Source organism: Amphibacillus marinus (genome assembly GCF_900110345.1).
Taxonomy (GTDB): Bacteria; Bacillota; Bacilli; order Bacillales; family Amphibacillaceae; genus Amphibacillus_D; species Amphibacillus_D marinus.
The window spans coordinates 23,772-43,911 of sequence record NZ_FODJ01000004.1 but is presented as its reverse complement, the minus strand read 5'-3'; the positions used below and the strand labels follow the sequence as shown (position 1 = coordinate 43,911).

General features: G+C 38.8%; 15 protein-coding genes. 5 read left to right on the top strand and 10 right to left on the bottom strand.

The window, feature by feature from the left end; all coding sequences use genetic code 11:
• Nucleotides 1-181 precede the first annotated feature (181 nt).
• Nucleotides 182-1,366: a metal-dependent hydrolase family protein gene (locus BM000_RS07290; RefSeq protein ID WP_091496376.1), complete on the top strand. Its 1,185-nt coding sequence runs from the start codon at nucleotides 182-184 to the stop codon at nucleotides 1,364-1,366.
• A 63-nt stretch (nucleotides 1,367-1,429) separates the two neighbouring features.
• On the opposite strand, the gene BM000_RS07285 is transcribed toward BM000_RS07290, so the two are convergent.
• From BM000_RS07285 to BM000_RS07265, 4 genes are all read right to left on the bottom strand, one after another.
• Nucleotides 1,430-1,960 (bottom strand): GNAT family N-acetyltransferase, encoded by a 531-nt coding sequence (locus BM000_RS07285; protein ID WP_091496374.1) that lies wholly within the window; start codon nucleotides 1,958-1,960, stop codon nucleotides 1,430-1,432.
• Nucleotides 1,961-1,962: 2 nt separating this feature from the next.
• Complete coding sequence (locus BM000_RS07280; protein WP_091496372.1) at nucleotides 1,963-2,457, bottom strand: LURP-one-related/scramblase family protein; 495 nt, start codon at nucleotides 2,455-2,457, stop codon at nucleotides 1,963-1,965.
• A 499-nt stretch (nucleotides 2,458-2,956) separates the two neighbouring features.
• Nucleotides 2,957-4,069, bottom strand: coding sequence for an alanine dehydrogenase (gene ald / locus BM000_RS07275; protein ID WP_091496370.1), 1,113 nt, complete (start codon nucleotides 4,067-4,069; stop codon nucleotides 2,957-2,959).
• 413 nt (nucleotides 4,070-4,482) lie between these two features.
• On the bottom strand, nucleotides 4,483-5,148 hold the full coding sequence (locus BM000_RS07265) for a hypothetical protein (protein WP_091496366.1): 666 nt from the start codon (nucleotides 5,146-5,148) through the stop codon (nucleotides 4,483-4,485).
• A 222-nt stretch (nucleotides 5,149-5,370) separates the two neighbouring features.
• Here BM000_RS07265 and BM000_RS07260 point away from each other — a divergent pair, with 222 nt between their 5' ends.
• Nucleotides 5,371-6,768: an MATE family efflux transporter gene (locus tag BM000_RS07260; protein ID WP_091496364.1), complete on the top strand. Its 1,398-nt coding sequence runs from the start codon at nucleotides 5,371-5,373 to the stop codon at nucleotides 6,766-6,768.
• 150 nt (nucleotides 6,769-6,918) lie between these two features.
• Here BM000_RS07260 and BM000_RS07255 read toward each other — a convergent pair whose 3' ends face one another.
• Nucleotides 6,919-7,305, bottom strand: a complete 387-nt coding sequence (locus BM000_RS07255; protein ID WP_143063907.1) for a nucleoside triphosphate pyrophosphohydrolase — start codon at nucleotides 7,303-7,305, stop codon at nucleotides 6,919-6,921.
• Nucleotides 7,306-7,759: 454 nt separating this feature from the next.
• Between BM000_RS07255 and BM000_RS07250 the strand changes: the two genes are divergently transcribed.
• The gene (locus tag BM000_RS07250) at nucleotides 7,760-8,584 is read left to right on the top strand and encodes an aldo/keto reductase (RefSeq protein WP_091496360.1); all 825 of its coding nucleotides are present in this window, start codon (nucleotides 7,760-7,762) and stop codon (nucleotides 8,582-8,584) included.
• Between the two features lie 83 nt (nucleotides 8,585-8,667).
• Nucleotides 8,668-9,492: an aldo/keto reductase gene (locus BM000_RS07245; RefSeq protein ID WP_091496357.1), complete on the top strand. Its 825-nt coding sequence runs from the start codon at nucleotides 8,668-8,670 to the stop codon at nucleotides 9,490-9,492.
• Between the two features lie 254 nt (nucleotides 9,493-9,746).
• On the opposite strand, the gene BM000_RS07240 is transcribed toward BM000_RS07245, so the two are convergent.
• From BM000_RS07240 to ccmA, 3 genes are all read right to left on the bottom strand, one after another.
• Nucleotides 9,747-12,323 (bottom strand): DUF2252 family protein, encoded by a 2,577-nt coding sequence (locus BM000_RS07240; RefSeq protein WP_091496355.1) that lies wholly within the window; start codon nucleotides 12,321-12,323, stop codon nucleotides 9,747-9,749.
• Nucleotides 12,324-12,463: 140 nt separating this feature from the next.
• On the bottom strand, nucleotides 12,464-13,873 hold the full coding sequence (locus BM000_RS07235; RefSeq protein WP_091496353.1) for a hypothetical protein: 1,410 nt from the start codon (nucleotides 13,871-13,873) through the stop codon (nucleotides 12,464-12,466).
• A gap of 11 nt (nucleotides 13,874-13,884) precedes the next feature.
• Complete coding sequence (gene ccmA / locus BM000_RS07230; RefSeq protein ID WP_245751611.1) at nucleotides 13,885-14,577, bottom strand: heme ABC exporter ATP-binding protein CcmA; 693 nt, start codon at nucleotides 14,575-14,577, stop codon at nucleotides 13,885-13,887.
• Nucleotides 14,578-14,945: 368 nt separating this feature from the next.
• Between ccmA and BM000_RS07225 the strand changes: the two genes are divergently transcribed.
• A complete protein-coding gene (locus BM000_RS07225; RefSeq protein WP_218144087.1) occupies nucleotides 14,946-17,630 on the top strand; it encodes an HAD-IC family P-type ATPase in 2,685 nt (894 codons plus the stop codon).
• A gap of 95 nt (nucleotides 17,631-17,725) precedes the next feature.
• Here the strand turns inward: BM000_RS07225 and BM000_RS07220 are convergent, their stop codons facing one another.
• A complete protein-coding gene (locus tag BM000_RS07220; RefSeq protein ID WP_091496347.1) occupies nucleotides 17,726-18,751 on the bottom strand; it encodes a LacI family DNA-binding transcriptional regulator in 1,026 nt (341 codons plus the stop codon).
• Nucleotides 18,752-18,951: 200 nt separating this feature from the next.
• Nucleotides 18,952-20,139, bottom strand: a complete 1,188-nt coding sequence (locus BM000_RS07215) for a methyl-accepting chemotaxis protein (protein ID WP_177178245.1) — start codon at nucleotides 20,137-20,139, stop codon at nucleotides 18,952-18,954.
• Nucleotide 20,140 lies beyond the last annotated feature (1 nt).

Genomic DNA, 20,140 nt, shown 5'->3' with positions numbered 1-20,140 from the left:
AGTCAACAAAGTGTGTAAATATAGTTGACAAAGTTTTTAAAAAATAATGTGAATTAACTTATACTAGTTGATATAATAGCTATTATCTCAGATATTGTTAAAAGACCCTATGTTGACAAAGTGTTTATTATTAAACTAGAATACTCTTAATTCATAAATAATACTACGGAGGGCTATTAAAATGTCTTATACATTAAAGAATTGTCGTCTTATTCCCGAGTTATCAGGTCAACACCACTTAACGATCGCCGATGTTTACGTTGATGAAGGGAAAATCATTAGCATCGCTGACCCAGACAGCCATACCGCTCAAGGAATAGTAATTGACTGTAAGGGTAAAACGCTTCTTCCAGGCTTATTTGATCTTCATGTCCATCTCCATTCTGAAGAAGAAATTATGCCAACAGCAGCGAATCACTTTACTATTATGAAAAAGGCAATGCAAAGCGCTCAGCTCTATTTAGACTATGGTTTTACAACTGTGCGAGATATGGGCAGTACAAACCGTGTTTCACATGCCGTTAGAGAGGTCATTAATGAAGGGCTTTTCATAGGCCCCCGTGTTATTGGTGGCGGGAAAATCATTCGCCCAACAAGTAAAGAGAATTATCATGCTGGTGATTCATTTATTAGAGAGGTCACTGGCCACAACGAGATGCTCAAAGCAGCGCGTGAAGAATTTGCAGAAGGTGCTGACATTATTAAGATATACGCATCTGGCTCAGCACTTCAAACTAGTGGCGTACCGACACAACCTATTTTCCTCCCTGAGGAAATAAGAGCAGCAGTAACAATTGCGACGATGGAAGGAAAGAAAGTCGCAGCACACTGTCATAGTCGCGAGGCAATTAATATGTGCTTAGCAGATGGCGTATATACGATTGAGCACGCGACTTACGTTGACGATGAGGCAATTGAAATTTTGAAAACTGAGCAGAGCTATCTTGTACCAACACTGACACCAATGCATCATCGTAAACCAAACAACCGCGATCCTAAGGATGATGCTATTTTAGAGAAAAAGCTAAAAGTATTGGCTGAAGCATCATCAAAACGATTACGCACAGCTTATCAAGCTGGACTTAAGATGGGCTTTGGTACCGACGTATCCATTCATAGTTTTTCTAACCGGATTGGTATTGAATTTAAAATGCGCAAGGAGCTTTGCGGAATGGAGAATATCGATATTCTATTGCAGGCCACCAAGTATAGCGCATTAATTGCTGGCCTGGAGGGCGTAACTGGTGAAATTAAAGAGGGATATGAAGCAGATTTAATTTTAATGGACGGTAATCCTGATCAGGATTTAACTGTTATGTATGAAAAACCTGCCATTGTATTTAAAAATGGTATAAAGGTCGTTTAAAAGAAATTTAGGGCACATGCGTCGTTCAACGCATGTGCCCTAACTTGTGTGCTCAACTTCCATTTAGATTTTGGTAATTCGATAAAGGACGTGTTGTGCAAGTTGCTCATCGTTTTTGACAACCGGATGAACAAAGGACTTAACATATTCCATCCCTATCTTCTCCATTACCCGCCTTGATGGTTGGTTTATCGCAGCGGTAAAGCTATATACTTCACTTAAACCAAGCTGATTAAAGCCATAATCTAAACAAGCCTTCGCCCCTTCAGTTGCCAGCCCTTTTCCCCAGGCCGCTTCCTTTAGCCGCCAACCTATTTCTACACACGGCGTAAAATCGGCTTCAAATGCAGCGTTGTGAAAACCAATAAATCCAATAAAATCTCCTGTTTGCTTTATTTCAGCCGCATAAAGGCCAAATGATTCTTGGTTAAATTCCTCTTGAATGCGTTGATAAAATTGTCGTGTTTCTTCATCAGATAAGCAACTCCTGAAAAAGCGCATGACCTCTGGATCTGCATTCATTGCTGTAAATGCAGGTAAATCAGCTTCCTGCCAGTCTCTTAATAACAGCCTTTCTGTTTCAATATAAAGCATAACTACCCTCCCGAATTTGAAGCATTTCGCTCTTCTTGCTTAACAAAATCAATCGCTACAACAAGCGCAATGACGATATGTTCATAGGACTCATCTTGGACATCAATTTCGTAAGTATCCCCCCAGGTAAACCATTTTTCGTTGACACGGGCAACATAATCACCGTTACTGACCACATCAAAACGCTTATTCCAGAAGTCACCTTGCACTTCAACACCTACCCCAGCAATATGGTATCGTGCCCTAAAGAAGGAAAACTCCTTTTGAATGGTTATAATTTCCTCTCCATCCACATCTACAAAGAACTTAGGTAGAAAGCTAAACACCTTCTTCGTAATTAGGGCGACTTCACGTTGATCACGATCAAGAATCGTAAACGTCTTAGGAATTTTTAAAAAACTGCCTTCCACATAATATTTATCCATTTCCTGATCATCTTTAACAGTAAATCGCCCGCCCAAACTAAACACCTTTTGCTTCATATATAAACGACTCATGTTCATTTACTCCTCTCTACACGTCATAACATTTTCAACTAATCGTTTAGCCCTCTGATTGATAACTATGCCAAGAATCATTATCTCTTCATTATAAACGGGGGTAGGTCGTTTTTGTAGGCTTTTATTGACTTAGTCAGAAATTATGCGCGATCGCTCCCAATTGACAGTTTTCACACTTAAATTTATTTTTTCGCACCTAAATTTAAACGTGTGCGATATCAACTTACTTGAGAGCGAACCGACGTGAATAAGAGCGAATTTAACCAAATAGGAGCGATCGCACTCATTTATGCACAATCGCTCCCAATAGATAATTTTCGCACTCAAATTTATTTTTTCGCACCTAAATTTAAATGCGTGCGACATCAACTTACTTGAGAGCGAACCGACGTGAATAAGAGCGAATTTAACCAAATAGGAGCGATCGCACTCATTTATGCACAATCGCTCCCAATAGATAATTTTCGCACTCAAATTTATTTTTTCGCACCTAAATTTAAAGCAAATCGGCTAATGGTGTGAACTGCTGTTCAAACGCCATGGCTACATTCTCATTAGTCGTATGACCTTGATAAATATTTACACCTGTATAAATCATTTGATCTAGCTTACATGCAGCTAAAAAACCTTGTCTGGCAATTTTAATCGCATAAGGAATGGTCACATTAGTTAAAGCTATTGTCGACGTTCTTGGCACAGCACCTGGCATATTGGGCACAGCATAGTGAAGCACGCCATACTTTTGATAAACAGGATCATCATGGGAAGTGGTTCGATCAACTGTCTCAAAAATTCCACCTTGATCAATCGCGATATCAATAATTACTGAACCAGGCTTCATCTCACTTACCATTGCTTCAGATACAAGTTTAGGAGCTTTGGAGCCAGGAATTAGAACCGCACCAATAACAACATCTGCTTCCTTTACCGCCTTGGCAATATTTAGCTGATTAGACATTAATGTGACAACATCTTGACCGTAAATATCTTCAATTCTTTGCAGAACATCTAGTTTTACGTCTAGAATGGTAACGTGGGCTCCTAAGCCCTTAGCAATTTGAAGCGCATTCTGACCAGCGACACCACCACCAATAATGACAACCTTACCATTCTGAACACCAGGCACACCGCCAATTAATACCCCTTCCCCACCTTGCGGACTCTGCAAGTAGTGTGCACCTAGTTGCGGTGCTAGCCGCCCTGCCACAATACTCATTGGCGTTAAAATAGGCAAGCCACCTTTTTCATCCATCATTGTTTCATAGGCAATTGCAGTAATGCCAGATGCCTTTAATGCTGAAGTAAGAGCAGGTTCATTAGCTAAATGCAAGTAGGTAAATAAAATAAGATCATCTCGAAAAAACCCATATTCGCTTTCCTGTGGTTCCTTTACCTTAATGACCATATCTGCTGCCCATACTTCTTGAGCAGAGACTACTATGCTTGCACCAGCCTCTTCGTATAATTGATTGGTAAAGCCCGCTTCCGTGCCGGCCTCTTGCTCAATAATAACCTCGTGGCCATCCCGCACCAACAACTGAACTCCATTAGGCGTAATCGCTACACGACGTTCATTATTTTTAATTTCCTTCGGTATCCCAATCTGCACTTTCAAACCCCTCCCCTTCACTAACAAACTAGTTTCCTAAAGTGATCTTTTTCACAAGAGCAAATTTAACATGGTAATCTAATGGGTTCTAGCTTTATGTGCGAATATCTGCCACGATTATTCTGTAAGCTATGACAAATGTTCAAAGATTTATTAAGCATATGATCAGTAGCTATGTCATGATAACAACAATTACAGCAATCAAAAAAATTCCGAACCAAATATTCATTGTCCTGAGTCGTGTTTGCGTGTCTTTATTTAGTTTTCTTGTCAAAACGTCCCCATACTTAACATGACGAAAACTTTTATAAATTAGATAATACTGAATACTTGCAACACTTATAGCTACAGTAGCGATCACACTAAAAAGCAAGCAATGACCACCTTTCATCATATTTTTACTAGTTCAAGCGCTAGTCTTTTGTAGTTGTGCGATTGAAAATGCGCCACATACTATCCGAATAGGGTTTAGCTAAATCCAGCTCTGCTCTAGCTAGATATTTTGAATCAACTTGCTTATTAACAAGTAATTGCACAAGTGAATTGTCCAATTGCTCAATAATAAAAAATGGGTGCTGATCATCCTTTACGCCACCAACACTATTTAAATTAATTGTTTTGCCGTTCATTAAAGTAATGCGATAATAAAAATGCCCCTTTCTAGAAGCACCTAAATTAATCTTGTCCACGTCATGATAAGGATACCTTTGTCCCATTGGCTTCAAGGGATGGTAATCTATTATTTCGTTATCTGTAAGTATCGTTACGTTCGTCGTTAAACCATAAATTATTGTTGCATTGATAACAATAGCAACCAGCAGTTTACGTTTACTATTGAGTAATGACAACCACTTCAGGCGAAAACGTCGCTTTAATAAGCTTACCAAACAATACGATAATGACACGATATAAATAATGTATAGATTGACATATGGTTCATTAAAAGTCCACATTAAATAATTGTCTCGACCATAAAGGCGCTCGTGATAGTATTGTGTGATAATAAAAAGTAGAAATGTACAAATAATAGTAAAAATTAAAAAAATAATGCCACTCATTATCCATCGAAAAAGCTTCATCTTAACCTCCAGTTTTTAAATAAATGTCCCTACCCTACGCGCTACTATATAACTAAATTATAGCTTAAAAAACAAAAAAAGGGAGCAGATATTCATTCATTTACAGTGCCTTTATCATTGCGAAATTTTATATCAATTAATAGTTTTTAATACTTGCTTTTTTAAAGGATAGGACTATACTATTCTAGGGGAATGAAACCGCATATTAAGAGGGGGTGCAAAATGGGAAGAGATATGACTTCAGGAAACCCATTTAAGCTTATTGTATTTTTCACATTACCTTTGCTATTAGGGAATGTGTTTCAGCAATTCTATACTATTTCCGATACTTTTATTGTTAGTCAGACTCTTGGATTGGATGCACTAGCAGCAGTTGGGGCCACTGGAAGTATTACTTTTTTAATCTTAGGACTGGCTATTGGTTTAACAGCAGGTCTAGCCGTTATTACAGCTCAACGGTTTGGGCGAAAGGATGAGGCCGCATTAAAAAGAAGTCTGACCGTTAGTATTGTAATTACAAGTATCGTAAGTATTATGATAACAATCATTGCTGCACTTAATACAAGAAATATCCTAACTATTATGCAGACACCACCAGAGATTATTGATTTAGCCTATGATTATTTATTTATCATTTTTCTCGGCATTGGGCCAACTGTGATGTTTAATTTTCTCGCTAATATTTTGCGGGCCATTGGTGATAGCCAGACCCCATTATTTTTTTTAATCATTAGTTCTTTATTAAATATAGCTTTAGATTATTTATTTATTCTTGGTTTTAATCTTGATTTAGCTGGTGCAGGTATAGCAACGGTTATGTCTCAGCTCGTCGCTTCTCTTTTATGTATGGTGTACATTAAGAAGAAAATACATATCCTGCACATTAGGAAAAGGGACTGGACTCTAGAGTGGGCTGAATATGCTGAGCACTTACGCATTGGGCTACCTTATGGCTTCCAGTATTCAATTATTGCTGTTGGTTCCATTGCAATTCAAGTCACACTAAATCAATTGGGTGCGCTGTCAGTGGCTGCTTTTACCGCTGCTAGTAAAATTGATCAATTGCTAACAATGCCACTACCCGCCTTTGGCATAACGATGTCGACATTTGCCGCTCAAAATTTTGGTGCCAAGCAGTTTACCCGTATTAAAAAGGGGATGCGGGTAGGATTATTAATTACGATCAGCTACTCATTTGTCATTGGATTAATCCTATTCTTTGGTGGTCGCTTCATGTCATCATTCTTTGTAAATGACGCTAACAGCGTTGTACTTGACTTAGCAGAACAATTTTTCAAGCTACAAGCGCCTTTTTACAGTCTGTTAGCACTGGTATTTTTACTAAGGCACACCATTCAAGGGGTCGGTAATAGCTTCGCACCAACATTAGCTGGCATTATGGAATTAGTCGGACGTGTTATCGGCGCCTTTGTCTTAGCTCATTATTTCGGATTTAACGGGGCGGTAATTGCTAGTCCATTAGCTTGGCTTTGTGCAATTATCCCGTTAGGTCTGTCATACTATTTCACACAGCATTTACTGACAAAAGAGGCAAGCCCAATCAGCGTCTTTCTTTCACTTGGATCTAAGAAAGTACTCGAAGCAACACAAAATCATTAATTTATCATCCAAACCAATGCGGAATTCGCAAATTAATTACCGTATTGGTTTATTTTTTTAAAAAAATTAGCTCAGCATTATATTGCGTGGAACGCGCGAAATTAAAATACACGTGTACCGGAGTTATTCACTATCCCCATTCACAGCTCATTATTTAACCTCCTCAAGAAATATCCGCTGACTAAAGCCACCATGACTGACTTCCTTGTTCACCTTAACCTGTTCAACTTCCTGCATGGTTAACCCGTAATGGCAAAGGAACGCTTCTAATACCGTTAAAACATCATCCGCCTCCTCAAGTCGCTCCTCTCTGGTCTGCGCTTCAATAAGCTCTTCAATCTCCTCGTTCAGTTTTTCAGATAATGCGTCTTGATACTCAGCATCTGATAAAATACATATCTGAGCTAATTTACCAGATTTATTTATTATACTAGGAATTTTGTCCCGGACTAATTTATTGTAAACAGGCATGACCGTCACCTCATCATTGGCATTATTCTTATATTTACTAATCTGGCGTGAAGCTACTACAAGCAAATATAATATTTATCCCTATAGTAACATTAATCTTAATTGTGTACACAATATGAACAACTATAGAAGGTAAAGTGTGCGAGCTTCGCTGATTGTTAGATGAACCAATCGGGCTTTTACCGACTGTTGATCACCGTTTTGCATAATTGAATGCTTCTCTTATGCTTGATATGGGGACTTACAGTCAGTTAATCTGCGAGCTACAATTATTTCAACCAGACTAGCAAATCCTTTGATTAGTTGATGCTATTTAACTTATAATAGAAGTGGTAAATAAAGTGAATCTTCAAGCAGTGACGTTTTTCTTGATCCTTCACTAATTGTTAGCACCTAAAGAACGGGCTCTAAACGAATCGGGCTTTCACTGACGATACTTCGGTTCGTCTAATATGTTTAAAATGGAGCTTACAATCAGACAATAGCAATAACCAAAAAATCTGTAAAGGTGGTTAGGTACATGAATTTAGTCACGTTGAACAATGGCATTAAGATGCCGCAGCTCGGTTTTGGTGTATTTAAAGTTGAGAACGAACAGGCTACTCAGGCGGTAGCAACGGCACTTGAAGTTGGCTATCGATCCATCGACACGGCGATGATCTACCGTAATGAAGAAGGTGTGGGTAAGGCATTAAGAGAATCACAAATTCCAAGGGAAGAGTTATTTATTACCACCAAGGTCTGGAATACTGATCAAGGCTATAAAAATACAAAACGTGCCTTTGAGGAAAGTATTAAGCGGCTTGGCCTTGAGTATGTTGACCTTTACTTAATCCACTGGCCAACGCCTAGGTTTGACACATACATTGAAACTTATCAAGCACTTGAAGAATTGTATTATGAAGGACGTGTTAAAGCCATAGGTGTAAGTAATTTTGAGATCGCACACCTCGAACGTATTTTACAGGAATGCAAGGTTAAACCTGTCGTTAATCAAATAGAGTGTCATCCTCACCTGACACAGAAGAAGTTAAAGGCTTTTTGCGCACAGCATGATATTTTTGTTGAGGCGTGGAGCCCGCTTGAGCAAGGTGGCGAAGTACTACAGGATGATGCCATTACTAAAATTGGTTCTACACATAATAAAACGGCAGCACAAGTAGTGCTACGTTGGCACATTCAAAACAACACTATTGTTATTCCAAAATCAATTACTCCTGTTAGAATTGAAGAGAATTTTAATATATTTAATTTTGAATTAAGTGATGAAGAAATGAGCATCATTGACAATTTAAATATTGATCGCCGTAAAGGATCAGACCCCAATGAAATGCACGTGAAGTAAAACACCGCTGGGACACGCTGTCGTTTACGCTCTTAAAAAAGAGGGGTACTTGTTAATACCAACTATAAAAGGTGGTTATACTATTGAACTATGTCACACTAAATAATGGGTTAAAAATGCCGCAGCTAGGATTTGGCGTATGGCAAGTAAAAAATGAGGGGGCTACAGCCGCTGTTAATAAAGCACTTGAAGTCGGCTATCGTTCAATTGATACGGCAATGATTTATCGTAATGAGGAAGGCGTTGGACAAGCCCTCAAGAACACGACTGTTCCACGAGAAGATTTATTTATTACAACCAAGGTTTGGAATAGTGATCAAGGCTACGACAGTACATTACGCGCTTTTGAAGAAAGCTTAGCTCGGCTTGAATTGGATTATGTCGACCTCTATCTTATTCACTGGCCTACTCCACAGTACGATCAGTATATTGAGACATACCAAGCACTTGAACACCTTTACAAAGATGGTCGCGTTAAAGCCATTGGTGTATGTAATTTTGAAATTGAACACCTTGAGCGTTTGTTAAAGGAATGTGATGTTAAACCCGTTTTGAATCAAGTTGAATGTCACCCTCATCTAGCTCAAACAGAGTTGAAAGCCTTTTGTGCCCAACACAATATTTACCTTGAGGCATGGAGCCCATTAGAGCAAGGCGGCGATATTTTAAAAGACGATGTTATTAAAGCAATTGCTACTAAACACAACAAGACTGCTGCTCAAGTTATCTTACGTTGGCATTTACAAAGCCATTCAATCGTTATTCCTAAATCCGTGACACCATCGCGAATTGAGGAGAACTTTAACGTGTTTGATTTTGAACTGGCGACTGAGGAGATGGAGCAGATTAATGCACTTAACCTAGATAGACGTCGAGGACCACATCCGAATGAGATGAATAATCGTTAAAGTTATCCAATTGACACTCGCTAGTCAAAAAGCAGCGTATTCACTAATAAGGAGTATCTTCATTTAGTGGTGGTTTTCTTTCCTCCGCTAATTGGCAGCATCACATGCTTGCACCTAAAGCTATGACCAAAGTGTTGCCTCCAAAAAAGAGCTCTGAACAAATTGACTTTGACTGACTGTTAACCCCCACTTCGCATACTTGGATTCTCATCTTATGCTAAGGGGGGCCTACAATCAGTTAATCTGCTCTTTTATTAGCTTTGGTTAGTTCGCAATCTATAATAGGTGAAAACGCCGCCCCCACTTAAAAGGAGCACTAGTCCCAAAATCAGATAGTTAAACTGTGTTGTTGCCGTTGCTGGTAACGCCTCACCACTGCTCTCACTTTCATTACGTAAATCTTCAATTGTTCCCTCACTTGGATCTACCGAATCCTCTATATCTACTGGGTCTGCGGGGTCTATTGAATCTTCTTCATCAATCGGTTCTTCTGAATCTACTGGATCTTCCAAATCGATTGGATCCTCTGAATCTACTGGATCTGTTGGAGCACCATTCTCTTCTTCATCTTGCTCAAATGCACCATCAGCATAAAGCTCTCTATACAATTGCTGATCACTAAGAACCTGAGCATAGTAACGCAAGCTAACTTCAGTAAATTCTTCAGCAAAATCATCACCATAATTTGTAAAAACGGTAGCTAAATTATTAACATAATCATTAACACCCAGTTGACGCGCGGCTCTAATATGGGCATAGGCAGTTGCTTCAGCACTTGCCTGAATAAAATTATCTAAATCAGCAACGCCTGCGAAATCAGTTGGACCAACTTCATCTTTAAAAGGCGACCGTTCCTTTACTAAGAAAGACTGGTCATTGACCTCTAATGTCCCCCAGTGAATATCGGCAAAATTGTGCAACGCAAAGGTTCCAGCAATAGTTCGGTTTGCATGCGCTCCATATTCTGATCCGTTAAATAAACCTGAAGCCTCAACAGCTGATGGTCCCTGAGCTTTCACATCTAGGATAATATCGTCCTCTAGCGATGATGTCTCTCCCTCAATCAAGATATAGAAACGATCATAGCCCAAGCTACCTAGGCCAGCATTAATTCGGCGGGCAATATCCTTAATTTCAAAATAGTCTTGTCCTACCTCATCTTTTATATTTTGATCAATGCCTGCGATGTACGTCGACCAGTTATCAATTATGTTCTGTTTTTCCGTCTCTGTAGCTAAAGCAAGGCGGTTGTTTGTTATATCAAATTGTCGGCCATTTCCTATTGTTGTCCAAGTTGTTAACTGATTATTTAATGGTTCACCACTCACAGATTTTGCAAACTCACCAATAAACCCAGTTAAATTATCCTGAGTAAAATAATGCTCTTCAACATTAATCTCTCCATCCGCAACGCGCTGAACGGCTGCTTGATAGGCGCTAGCGTAATGATTGACACTATTCATAATCGTAGTCTCTTCAAGCTGTAGTCTTGGTGCCGCATCATTTAATAAGTAGAGACTCGTACCAAATTTTACTAGATCATAGTAAAAAGGCGCAATTCCTACTTCGTCAAAATCATTTAATTCAAAGATAGCCTCTCCAAATCGATTACCATAAAACCCGATATTTTCTATATGCAAATCACCTGTAATCCACGTATTAAACTGATTTAGCGCATTCCAGCTTTCAGGAAATTCAATGACATTATTGTTTATATCTCGAAAAAATAGTGAAGCAGTCCCACGATAAAAAGCAAACGGTCCAGTTGCCAGCTGCTCAAGCTTGGTTGCGCGAATATTACGATCAGTAATATGTGCATTGGCAGCCAGCACATCTGTCCTTATGCTTGCTAGTCTTGCCTCACCAATGACCGGATTCAAATCATCTAAATTAATTGGAGGTCGACCAGGTAAGACAAAATCAACATCTTCTATCTCATGATAATAGTGAGCAATTGGTGTGAAGTCAGTAATTCCCGTGTTCCCATCAAGGTTCAAACGAATACGAAGCCTTGCTAAATTTTCCAACGGACGAATATCAGTAATTGCATTATCACGAATGTTAAGGTCCTCTAATCTACTCATGTACTGTAACGCACTAATATCAGTTATATTATTCCTTCTCAATACTAACCGTTCCATTTTCGTTAGCGAGGATAGAGCAGATATATCCGCTACTTGATTTGAATGAAGGTTTAGCTCCACCATTTCTGTTGCGTTGGCCAAAGGTGCTACATCGACGATGCCATTATTCCTTGCACTAAATTCAGTAAGCTGTGATAAATCTTCAAGAGCAGTAATATCTGTTACACGATTATCACGAATATCAAGTTGCTCTAAATTAAGTAATTGTCCTAGCGGTGTTAATGATTCAATAGCGTTTACCCGTACGTCTAAAATTTTTAGATTAATTAAATTTTCAATACCAACTAAGGTTACCAGGCTATTTTCTCTTAAATCAATTGACTCTAACTGGGTTAACGCTGACAGCGGTGTTAAATCATCTATTTGATTGGAGCGCATTTCAAGAGCTTGTAAATTGGTCAACAGCTCTATTCCTGCCAAGCTAGAAATCCCTTGATTGCGGACGCTTACTAGTTCAGTAATAGTTGCTAAAGCTTCATAACTAAGTTCATGGTAGCCAAGCGCTGCTATTTCTTCTTTTACGGCCGCTAAAAGGGAGGCATCGGTAAATGCCTCCTCTATCATCAATATCTCATAATTGGTTTGAGTCTCTTGCTCGTTTTCGGCATGTGTATAAGCTGTATTGATTAAAAAACCAAAACTAATGACAACAATAAGTACTAAGCGATGTTTTATTCTTAAGATCATGATGTCCACCTCTTTTTTTATTCACTATAGCAAGCTTTCGTAAGCTAGAGGTGGAATTTACCGAACGTTAACAAAAACCTTACTCACTATTTACATGAGAGTAATACTATTAATGGTTAGATTAAGATAGTTAAACGTCATCATAACTCTGCCTTTACTCGATTCATTAAGAGAATCATATGGATTCCAAAAACAAGCAAGATACCAAGGCTACCATAAGCATAGATCAAATTAGTTAATTGACTACTCGGAAAAAACCTAAACAAGAAACTAGTAAAAAATATTAGTAAACACCAGGCTGATATCCATTTTAAGTAGTTCAAGCCTAACAATTGATGATGCTTACTCATGCGAATTAGCGTATATAACCTTATAACAATGGCCAAGGCAAGCAGTAGGTAGAGTAAAACTATTCTAGATCCAGTCACTTGGATGCTAAGCAGCAGTCCAAGACAATGAAAGAGAACGACACCGCCTACAACTGAGAGTATCGAGAGCACCTCAATTTGAATTACTTTAGTGAGCAGACGTCCAGGAAACAATATTAGCGTATGATAACAATGATGTTGAATAACACGAGAGCGATAGCCAGCAATTAGATATAATAGACTTGCAAAGACAAACAATCCTTCATAATAAGAGGGAGCTTTAACGATCAACAAAACAATGACAGGCAAACTAATTATAAAGACCACCCCTGCTCGCTTAGCCTTTATCCGTTTGCATTCAAGCCAAACAAATGGGTAGCGATTACTAACCATACTCTTGTTTAATCCTAATCGCATAGGTTTTTGCTTATTTCTAGCCAAAGATTCTGTTTCACTATAGATAAAAGTTATAAAGGTAGGCTTTTTTATAAAGTAGATAATAAAACTAATAGACACACCAACAGCCAGTAAAAACAATAAGACTGCAACAAGGGTTATTCGTCCATAAACAAACGCACCTAACTGATCAAGTAGGCTGATAAATAATGAAGTACCGTCATCAGTAATGAGCATAATGGTTAGGACAAGATAGCCAAATCCTAATAAATTAGCAACACCCAGTGCTAGCCTCTTTTTCATAGCATCACTTCGAATGGTTGAACAGCAAAAAGCAAGCCAGCTAGGAAAAAGTAAAGCGATAAATGAAACGATTGCTTTAAAGACAATCGGCTGCCAGTCTCCCCTAACAAATAGAAAAAGCTCAAATAAAGCTGCTGCTCCAATCCACACAGAAAAGAAAGGCACAACCTTGACAATAAAGAGACTGCACACTTGGCGTACCAATTCCGTTTGACTTGTAGTTAACCAGCTTAAATCATTTCGATTCACCGGTAGCAGACTCGCTAAAAGTCCAGCTATTGCTCCTATCAAAACAAATCCAACCATTAACCAACCTATCCACCTCGTTGCTAGCTGATCGGGCTTTAGGTAAAAATAATGCTGGATAAACCATACCGCTACAATAATAGGTACAGCAATGAACAAGATATTGTCCATTTTGCTAAATTGATTCATGAACTGCCGCTTATATCGCCGAAGATGTAATAAAAAAATAACTTGCATTATCAGTCCCCTCAATCCTGTCTATTTAACAACTTTTCATCTAGAACAATAAGCTTATTTGGTCGTTTCTTTCTTTTTACGATTTTCCCTTGCTCAAGTACGAGGCAATAATCCGCAATATCCTCTATCCAATGAATATGTTGGGTAGCCACTACAATACTATTTCCTGCAAGCCTTTGTTCATCCAACCATTGTTTTAACCATTTTTGCGTTTTTCGATCTAACCCTGATGTCGGGTCATCTAACAAATATAGCTCAGCCTGTTGTAGCACAGCCCAAGCAAGCCATACCCTCCTCCGCTGTCCTGCCGATAACTGGCCACATAATTGCTCAGCATAGGCACCAAGATTTACCGCTTTAATCGCTTCCTGAACGATACGCTCGAGTGAAGGTCCTTTATGCCCAAAGGCCATTGCTTTAAAATGGAGTTGCTCAACTACTGTTAAATCTGGAATTAAGTCAGCCTGCTCAGGCAAATAGGCGATCTTTTTTCTTCCTTCACTAGTATTAGGATGTGAGCCGTCTAATAGCACTCGGCCCTCATCTGGCTCAAGTAATCCGGCTAGGCATCTCATTAATGTTGTCTTACCAGAGCCACTTGTCCCAACAAGTCCAACTATTTTTCCATTACTCACTTTAAAATTAAGATTAAAAACACCTTCTCCAGTGCGATATTTCTTTGTCAATTGCTCGGCACATAACACGATAGCCAACACCCTCTCTATTAACCATCCAAGTCTACCTTTCATTCTATGCATAGTATGTAATTAGTATGCTAGATTATCGTATTAGTCTTTGCCCTTTGACATTTGTTAGCAGATTATATATAATCAAAGCTAATTACTGATTGAGGAGGTGGAATCATCATTGGACGAGTCAAGGACAGTTGCTTTTTCTAATTGCCAACCGAATGAGGCAGAAGAAGATGCAGACCCCCATAGGGCGACCATAAATAAAGGCTTTCCTTTTCTTATATTACGTGAGTAGACGGGTTCTTTTTATTTTTTAGAAATAAAAAAGGAAGCTGTTTTTTTGTCGTACTCACAATTATATGAAAGAAGGAAAACACAAAATGAAGAACAATATAGAAGCTCGACAGCAAGGATTTTATCAACTTGCTAAAGAGGAGGTCTTTAAACGCTTTAAGGTTTCTCCAGAAAAAGGCTTAACAAAGCAAGAAGCACAGGAACGCCTGGCAATACACGGTCCTAATCAAATTGAGCATGAGGACACACCAAAATGGAAACTGTTTTTGCGCCAATTTAATAATATGATTATTTATATTTTAATTGTCGCTGCTGGCTTGACCTTTGGCATGGGACACTTGTCCGATTCAATAATTATCGGTCTGGTGATTATTATTAATGCTTGTATTGGCTATTATCAAGAAGTAAATGCTTCAAATGCTCTTGAGAAAATTCAGAAGCTACTTTCGTCGAATGCTACGGTTATTCGCGAGGGTCATCGGATTGATATTCCCGCTCAAAATATTGTACCTGGTGACTTAGTCTATCTAGAAGCCGGGGACCATGTACCTGCCGATTTAAGAATTGTAGATGCTGATAACTTAAGAATACAAGAGTCTTCGCTTACCGGTGAAGCAGACTCGATTATGAAGCAATCCATTATAATTGAGCAGCCAACACCATTAGCTGATCAAGTGAATATGGCGTTCGCTTCTAGCTCAATTACAAACGGTAGTGGGACGGGAGTTGTTGTTGCAACAGCAATTGACACCCAAATCGGACAAATTTCGACCGAGGTAAATAAAGTTGCGCAAAAGAAGACACCTTTAATGAAAGAGATTGATAATCTTGGTAAAGGTATCTCCTACGTTATTATTGGTGCGGCAATCGCCTTATTTATCTTTGGGTTGTTTATTGAAACATACTCACTAGCGGTGCTCGCATTAGCAATCGTAACGATGATTGTTGGCTCTGTCCCTGAAGGCTTACCGGCAACAACCTCTGTTATTCTTGCCATGGGTGTTAGTGATATGGCGAAAAAGAACAAGACCATCGTGAAGACTTTACCTGCAGTGGAAACGTTAGGCTCAGTTGACGTCATTGCAACAGATAAAACGGGTACCTTAACAAAAAATGAGATGACTGTTCAAGATATCTATACGTCTGAACATTACTACACCGTTTCCGGAACTGGTTATGCACCTAACGGACAGCTGTTGATGAACAATGAAGTGGTCGATCTGGCTAATGATCCTGAGTTGGCGGAATTATTAGTAGCCGGTTATCTAGCCAATGATACTGTATTAACTAATGATACAGAAGGTTGGTTTATCAATGGTGAGCCCACCGACGGATCATTTTTAACACTTTACCATAAAGCATTTGGCCTTAATCAACCATTATGGGATGAGCTTGACAAGATTCCATTTGATTCGGACTATCGATATATCGCCAAATTAGCCATTGATAACAATAATGAACGTAAGCTGTTCATCAAAGGCTCGCCTGATCGCCTCTTTCCAATGGCAAAGGCATTTGATCAGCATTTTGACAACGACACTTGGAAGCAAAGAGTTGATGCCTTATCTGCTCAAGGAAAGCGGGTTGTTGCTGTCGGTGTTAAAGATGTTGATCAATCAGCGAATAGCATTAACCATGAGGACTTGACCAGTGGCATTAAGCTGGTTGGGATTGTTGGGATCATTGATCCACCGCGCGAAGAAGTCATAGAGGCTTTGAAAGTCATGAAACAGGCTGGGATAGCAGTTAAAATGATTACCGGTGACCACCCCATTACAGCGAAAGCTATTGGCGAGCACTTAGGGCTAGCTGATCATATCCAAACCATTACCGGTGCTGAGATAGATGCATTATCGTCCGAGAAATTAGAAGATATTGTTAATAGTTATCAGGTCTTTGCCCGAACAACACCAAAGAATAAACTTGATATTATTGAGGCACTACAGAAGAGTGGTAAGGTAACTGCCATGACTGGAGATGGTGTTAATGATGCACCTGCTCTGAAAAAAGCGGATATCGGGATTGCAATGGGGATGAAAGGAACAGATGTCGCAAAGGAATCTGCCGATATGGTATTAGCAGATGACAACTTTTCCACAATGGCGATAGCCATTCGAGAAGGACGCAGAATCTATGAGAACATTAAAAAAAGTATTCTCTTCCTGTTGCCTACCTCGTTTGCCGAAGGATTAATTATTGCCTTTACCATTCTGGCTCAACGTGACATGCCCTTACAGGCGACCCAGATGCTCTGGATTAACATGGTATCGGCAATTACGATTCAGTTTGCCTTTATCTTTGAACCTGCTGAGCCCGGCATCATGAGTCGGTCTCCACGAAAAACAGGCGATTCACTCATGAATAAGCGTGATATCTGGCAAATGACTTATGTTTCGGTACTAATGGCGTTGATCAGCTTAATTGCCTATGATTGGCTAATTGACATGGGGGCAGATAAAGTAACCGCAGGAACAATGATGGTTAACATTATTGTCATGAGCAAGATTTTTTACCTGTTTAACATCCGTACTGCAGCCCTAGCTTTCTCTAAAGCCTTTTTCACCAATAAGAAAGCTTTTCTTATTATCGGGATTATGCTTATCTTGCAGCTTATTCTCACCTATGTACCGTTCATGCAAGCTGTCTTCTATACTGAACCATTAACTCTATTAGAGTGGTCAATTGCGATCATTGCTGGTATTATTGTGCTTCTTGTTGTCGAGATTGATAAATATATTAGGTTAAAGCTTAGGAAAAAAAGTGCAGTTTAACATACAATAAGCTTTAATAGAATAGGAGAAGTGCGATTACATATGCACTTCTCCTTATTTAATTTAGCCCAGCTTTATTTTAAAAAATCATTAACTCATAAATAATAAAAAGAATTTTCCTTAGTTACGATTTCTAGCTTAACAATCTTCTCCTTATTATCAATTGGCTGTTCGAGCATAAGATGGTCAAATGCTGTTCTTACGGCTAGAATACCCTGATAATAAGGATTTTGACAGATCGTTGCTGCAACAGTACCTTGTTGCAAATGTTGATAGATTGCCTGACTCATGTCATGACCAATTAATTTAACGTTAATAAATTCAGGAAAATGAGTCATTGCATTAGCAACCTCTGCTAATGACCCACAAGCGACATAAATGCCATCAGCAGACGTTAGCTGCTCTAAACAGCTTCTAATTGATTGATCTAATTGGCTGTTATTAATTTTTAAAACATGTACATTTGTTAATGGACTTTGCTCAGCCATAAATGTCTCAAAGCCTTGCCGCTTGTCACGCATTTGGTTTGTGTTACTATCATCTACTATGAGAGCAAGCTGCTTGGGTTGATAGGTAAGCAGACTTAATACTTCACCAGCTAATCTGCCTGCCTGATGATAATTTGCTCCTACATATGATAAGCGATTGCTAAGAGGGGAATCGTTATTAAAGGTGAAAATAGCAAAATCATCGCCACCTGTTTCAGCGATCAATTGTGTTAATTGTTGATCATCAACTGGGCAGATAACTAAGCCATTGTACAGGTTGGTGGCAATAATTTCTTCAACAGCTTCCTTCTGATCCTTTAAACAATAATTCGTTTTAAAAATATTAATTTCAAAGCCGTAATCCTGAACATCGTCTAGGGCTGACTGAATGCCCGTCTCAATTCCTTCCCAAAAGTAAGCAGGATAATGAGGGAATAAAAATGCTAGCCGGACGTACTTTCTCTTAGATAAAAAAAGAGCAGACTTATTCGGCTTGTAATTTAACTCCTTTGCTTTAGCTAAAACACGTTGGACCGTCTTTGGACTTACATTTCCCCTACTATGAAGGGCGCGGTCAACTGTCGCTAGAGATAGATTTAATTCTTCAGCTATTTTTTTTGCAGTTACTTTCATAAAATTCACCGTCTCTACTTTTATTGAGGCACGTACCTCAGTAAAAGCTAAAATGATAACGCTTTCATTTTTTCAATTCTATCTTACTGACTTCAGCTTGTCAATTACCGATCATGCATTTTCTTGTAAGATTAACCGTTAAGATTAAAAGAACGTGATACACCCTTTCAAGAATCAGTGCATCACGTTCTCTTTAATAGCTATTCATTAATCTGATCATTTAACTTATTTGCAATATTTGAAAGCAGATCTGATGAGCTTGCTACTTCCTGCATTGAAGCATTTAGCTGTTCAATGACAGCTACAATGTTTTCAATGTTACCATTTGAATTACTTACCTCTTCAGATACTTTCTCAATCGAGCTATTAACTTGCTTCATATTGGAGGTAACATCACCGATCGCAGCATTTAGATCTTGAATAAATTCATCGACCTCATTAACATTGCCTGCAATATTATGAAAGACTTTCTTAACATTTTCGTTTAACTGAGCGCCATCTTTAATTGATTGGCCACCCTTGGTAATAACTTCAATTACTTGCGAAGTACCTACTTGAATCTCTTGGATAAGACCTTGTGTTTTGTTTGTTGCATCATTCGTTTGTTCAGCTAGTTTTCTAACCTCATCAGCAACTACAGAAAATCCTTTGCCGTGCTCACCTGCACGCGCCGCTTCGATTGCTGCATTCAACGCTAATAGATTGGTCTGATTGGAAATGTCAGTAATTAATGACAAAATATCGCCAACCTGATTTGTTTTCTGATCAAGTTGATGGACAACTTCAATTGATTGCCCCACCTGATCAGCAATTAAATCCATTTGGCTCATGATTTTCTCAACAGCCTTGTCTCCCTCGCTTGATTGACCAATTGCTTGCTTAGACGTTTCAGAAACAAAGCTAATGCTCTCCACAATTTCCTGAAGACTAAAAAAGATTTGTCCTGAGGTCTGATTAATTTCATGAATTTCATTTGCTTGCGCATCAGCACCAGATGCCATTTCCTGCATCGTCTGTGAAATTTCACTTACTGCATCACTAGATTCCTTCGTCGTTGACATTAATTGGTTCGCAACAGTAGCCGTTTGTGAAGTGAGCGCTTTTGTATCCTGATCATGCCCGACTGCTTCTTCTAAAGGCTTTGACTCATCTGCTTCAATAGTACCCTTTTCTTTAAAGAGAGCCTTAGCAAATAGAAAAGCTAAGGTGATGACAACAAGAATGACCAACACAGCCCCTATGATAAAATAGATATTTGTCAAGCTGAGGGACAATAAATCGACAATAGTGACCATTGTAATCATGGGTAGAATTGCCATACAAATAGAATAGACAATAAAATTTCTTTTTGCATTTTTCTTCACAGTTAAAACTGAATCATTTTTCATC